Origin of the sequence: Thalassobacter stenotrophicus, from assembly GCF_001458315.1 — a bacterium.
Classification (GTDB): Bacteria; Pseudomonadota; Alphaproteobacteria; order Rhodobacterales; family Rhodobacteraceae; genus Thalassobacter; species Thalassobacter stenotrophicus.
Genome location: NZ_CYRX01000028.1, coordinates 1 through 3,452, shown reverse-complemented (window position 1 = coordinate 3,452; position 3,452 = coordinate 1). Strand labels below are relative to the sequence as shown.

The window sequence follows — 3,452 nt, the reverse complement described above, 5'->3', positions numbered from 1 at the left end:
CATAATGCCGCGCTCCGGTTTATGCCGCGCCGACCCTTACAACCTGTTGCGTTGCGGTTAGATCGGCGCAGCATATCGGCATAATTCAGAGCGCTTCGAGGAATGCCAGGAGTTCGTCACCCGGTCGATATCGTCCACCCGTCTGGTCAACCGGCTTTGTCAGAGCCATCGCCTTTTCTTTCAGTTCGATATCGGCGTGGATGTAGACCTGTGTCGTCTCAATCGATTCATGGCCCAGCCAAAGGGCGATAATCGTTCGGTCCACACCGCTCTGTAGAAGCTGCATTGCAGCGGTGTGGCGCAAGACATGGGGTGTGACGCGCTTCAGTCTGAACGTCGAGCTGGTCGAGGCGGCGGTTGCCGCATGTTTCCGAACAATTCGCTCAACCGCATCTCTGCTGAGCGGCCTGCCACGGATGGTTGCGAACAGGGGATCGCTGGGCTCAGTCCGGCACTGCGCAAGCCATGCCTTCAATGCAAACCGACTGTCTGTCCGAAGCGGCGTTGCGCGTTCTTTTCGACCCTTGCCCACGCATCTGAGGTGCGCTCCGGTGCCAAGCTCGACATCGCCAACGCGAAGGCCGATCACCTCCGATACACGCAAGCCGGTTTGGAGCATTGTGAGAAGCAGAACGCGGTCGCGCCGCCCAAACCAGGTCGTCTGGTCAGGTGCCTTCAGCAAGGCCTCCATCTCGTCACGGGTCAGGAAGTCCACGACGCGTTTTTCGTGCCGCTTGGACGGCATCGCCAGCACCTTCTGGCAATGGTGCAGGAGCTGGGGCTCACAGCCCGCGACGTATTTGAAGAACGAGCGAATGGCCGCGAGGCGAGTGTTCCGGCTTCGCGCGCTGTTACCTCGTTCCTCCTCGCAGAAGGTCAGGAACCGACCGATGATGTCGGCGTCAATGTGAGCCACATGTAGCTCAGTCGGCGGCAGCCTTGTCTGCGCCTCGGCGTATCTCAGCAAGAGCCGGAAGGTGTCGCGATAGCTGGCAATCGTGTTTGGACTGGCCTGCATCTGGGTCAACAGCCGCTCGGTGAAGAACCGCTGCACATAGACGGGCAATGGATAGGTTGCGATCATGATGCGTCCTCCAAAACCCGCCGTTCGGCCCGCGCCGCGGCTAACTGCATCAGCTCGGGCACGGCCTCGATGTACCAGAACGTGTGCTTGGGCTCGGAATGGCCGAGATAGGTGCTGAGCTTGTACATTTCAGTTTCGATGTCCCGGCCATCCCGGAACCAGTCCAGGATGGTGTGAACGGCAAATGTGTGCCGCAAATCATGGATGCGTGGCCCATGTCCGTGGCGGTTGAAGGCTTGTGGTGACCGAAGGCCGATGTTTCTGCTGACCTGCGCGAAGTTGTAGCGTGCCCCGCAATCTCCCGCCGGTTCGCCATCCTCTTTGATGAAGAACCGGGATGATTGCTGCGGAACCAGACGATCCCGCAGCTCGGCATATCGAACAAGCCAATGAGCGGTATCCTCGTTGACGGGAAGCTGTCGATCCTTGCCATTCTTGGTGTTTCTGAGCGTTAGGATAGCGCGTTCCAGATCGACGTCATGCTGATCCAAAGACAAAGCTTCGTTCACGCGCATCCCCGTCACCGCGATCAAGCCGAACAGGGTCTGCCACAATGCGGCACGGAGGCCATAAGGTGACGGCAGTCGACCGGCTTCAACGACAAGATCCGCGATCTGACTGGGCGCATAGATGTAGGGGACACGCCTTCGGTATCGGCCTGTGACAAGCTGGCTGGACGGGACCTCGGTCCGATTGTCGTGCTCCGCAAGCCAAAAGGCGAACCGGCGCACCATACCAAGGCGATGAGACCAAGTGTTGTTGTCCGCGCTGCCGTAGTTTGCCTTCCAATCGAGGAACAAGGGCGTCGAGATCCGATTGAACCCGTTTTCACCGGCATAAGTCGTGAACTTGCGCAGGACCCGTTCCTCAAAGGAGAGGTCAAACCCCATCGAACGCCGAAGGGCCAGATATTCATCAAGTCGTTGGGACAGCGTCTTCATTGGGCGTCTCCCGAAGTTGGCCAGGGGCGCGAGATCGAGCGCAGGGCAGCCACATCGTATTGCGCATAGATGGTTGTGGTCATTGCAGATCGGTGACGCAGCACGTCCCCGATCTCAGCAAGCGAAGCACCCTTTCGCAGCATGTCGGTGGCCAGGCTGTGCCGCAGAATGTGGGTGCCTATATAGGCTTGTGGCGGGCTAATGCCGGTCGCGTCATAGGCGTCTCGCAATATCCATCGCAGGATTTGCGCGTCCTTGAACCTCTTGAAGGGCGGTTTCACCGACACGAACAGCGCGCGGTCCGGGCCCCGGCGCTCATTCTTGATGTAATCGACAATCGCCTCACCAACCTCCGCCGACATCGGCATCCGATCGTGCAACTGCCTCTTGCCGCGGATCAGGATTTCTCCAGCGCGCCAGTCGATGTCATCCAGTTCGATCGCTGTCACTTCCGGCGCACGAAGACCGAGACGGGCGATCAGCATCAGCATTGCATAGTTGCGCCGACCCGTTTTCTGGTGGTCGCGCACCACCTCAATGAGCCGGTTGACCTGTTCCGGCTCCAGATACCTCGGGATGCCGGTCGGTTTGGGCTGCCTGGCTTTCGGCACAGCATTGCTCAAGTTGCGCTCAGTCTTTCCGCTCCAGAACAGGAACTGGAAGAGGTTGCGAAGATGCGATGGGCCTGTCTTGTCCCGCGGCGCGTTTTGTTCCTTGCGCAACCAAAGTATGAACCCAGTGATGTCGTCTGGCTTGATGGTGTTCAAGTCACCCAGGCCAGAGCCGAACTTCGCAGTCAGGAACCGATCAAAGAACCGTAGGCAGTGATAAATTGTGTCCTCAGACAAGCCGCGCTGACTGCGAAGATAGGTTTCGTATTCCCGTTTCAGGCAGGCCCTCGGTGACATGTCGAGCGGCGGTTCTGAGCGCGGCGGTGCGCCTGCATTTTCAATGAGATAATCCCTGAACCGATTGATGCGGTACCGACAGTGCTTTTGGTCTCTCGCAGAAGCCGCACTGATGATCGACGTCGCCAGATGGTCCACACGATCATCGGTCAGCTCAGTGGGACAGACGTCTGCCTCCAGCATCGCCGCCCAAAGCGCCTCGGCTGTGGTTCTGTAATTGGCGATGGAACGGAGGCCGTATCCCTCCGCCTCGATCTGTAGGGCAAAGCGATCGGCATGGCTGCCAGCTTTCAGTTTCCGCCTCGTCGTTTGATCTGGGTGCGTATCGTTTTCCATGAGTGTTTCCTTCTTTTGGTTGAAGGTTGCACCTATGGCAGATCGCCGGCCCCAATTGCGCAGTTCGCCACGCTCACATGGCGGTTCTGAACTACAGTCTTATGCAGCCGGAAAACGACAAAAACCGCAGGAAACAAGACTTCGCCTGAACAAGCGCGGCATAAACCGGAGCGCGGCATTATG

At 58.5% G+C, this 3,452-nt stretch carries 3 protein-coding genes; all 3 read right to left on the bottom strand.

All coding sequences use genetic code 11. From position 1 onward, the window contains the following. Positions 1 to 85: 85 nt before the first annotated feature. The 3 genes from THS5294_RS09610 to THS5294_RS09600 are packed head-to-tail and all read right to left on the bottom strand — an operon-like array spanning position 86 to position 3,269. Positions 86 to 1,084, bottom strand: coding sequence for a tyrosine-type recombinase/integrase (locus tag THS5294_RS09610; protein WP_102856250.1), 999 nt, complete (start codon positions 1,082 to 1,084; stop codon positions 86 to 88). Further along, positions 1,081 to 2,025: a tyrosine-type recombinase/integrase gene (locus tag THS5294_RS09605; RefSeq protein ID WP_058123597.1), complete on the bottom strand. Its 945-nt coding sequence runs from the start codon at positions 2,023 to 2,025 to the stop codon at positions 1,081 to 1,083. Before THS5294_RS09605 ends, THS5294_RS09610 begins: the two co-directional genes overlap by 4 nt. Continuing rightward, the gene (locus THS5294_RS09600; RefSeq protein WP_199484383.1) at positions 2,022 to 3,269 is read right to left on the bottom strand and encodes a tyrosine-type recombinase/integrase; all 1,248 of its coding nucleotides are present in this window, start codon (positions 3,267 to 3,269) and stop codon (positions 2,022 to 2,024) included. Before THS5294_RS09600 ends, THS5294_RS09605 begins: the two co-directional genes overlap by 4 nt. Positions 3,270 to 3,452: the final 183 nt, after the last annotated feature.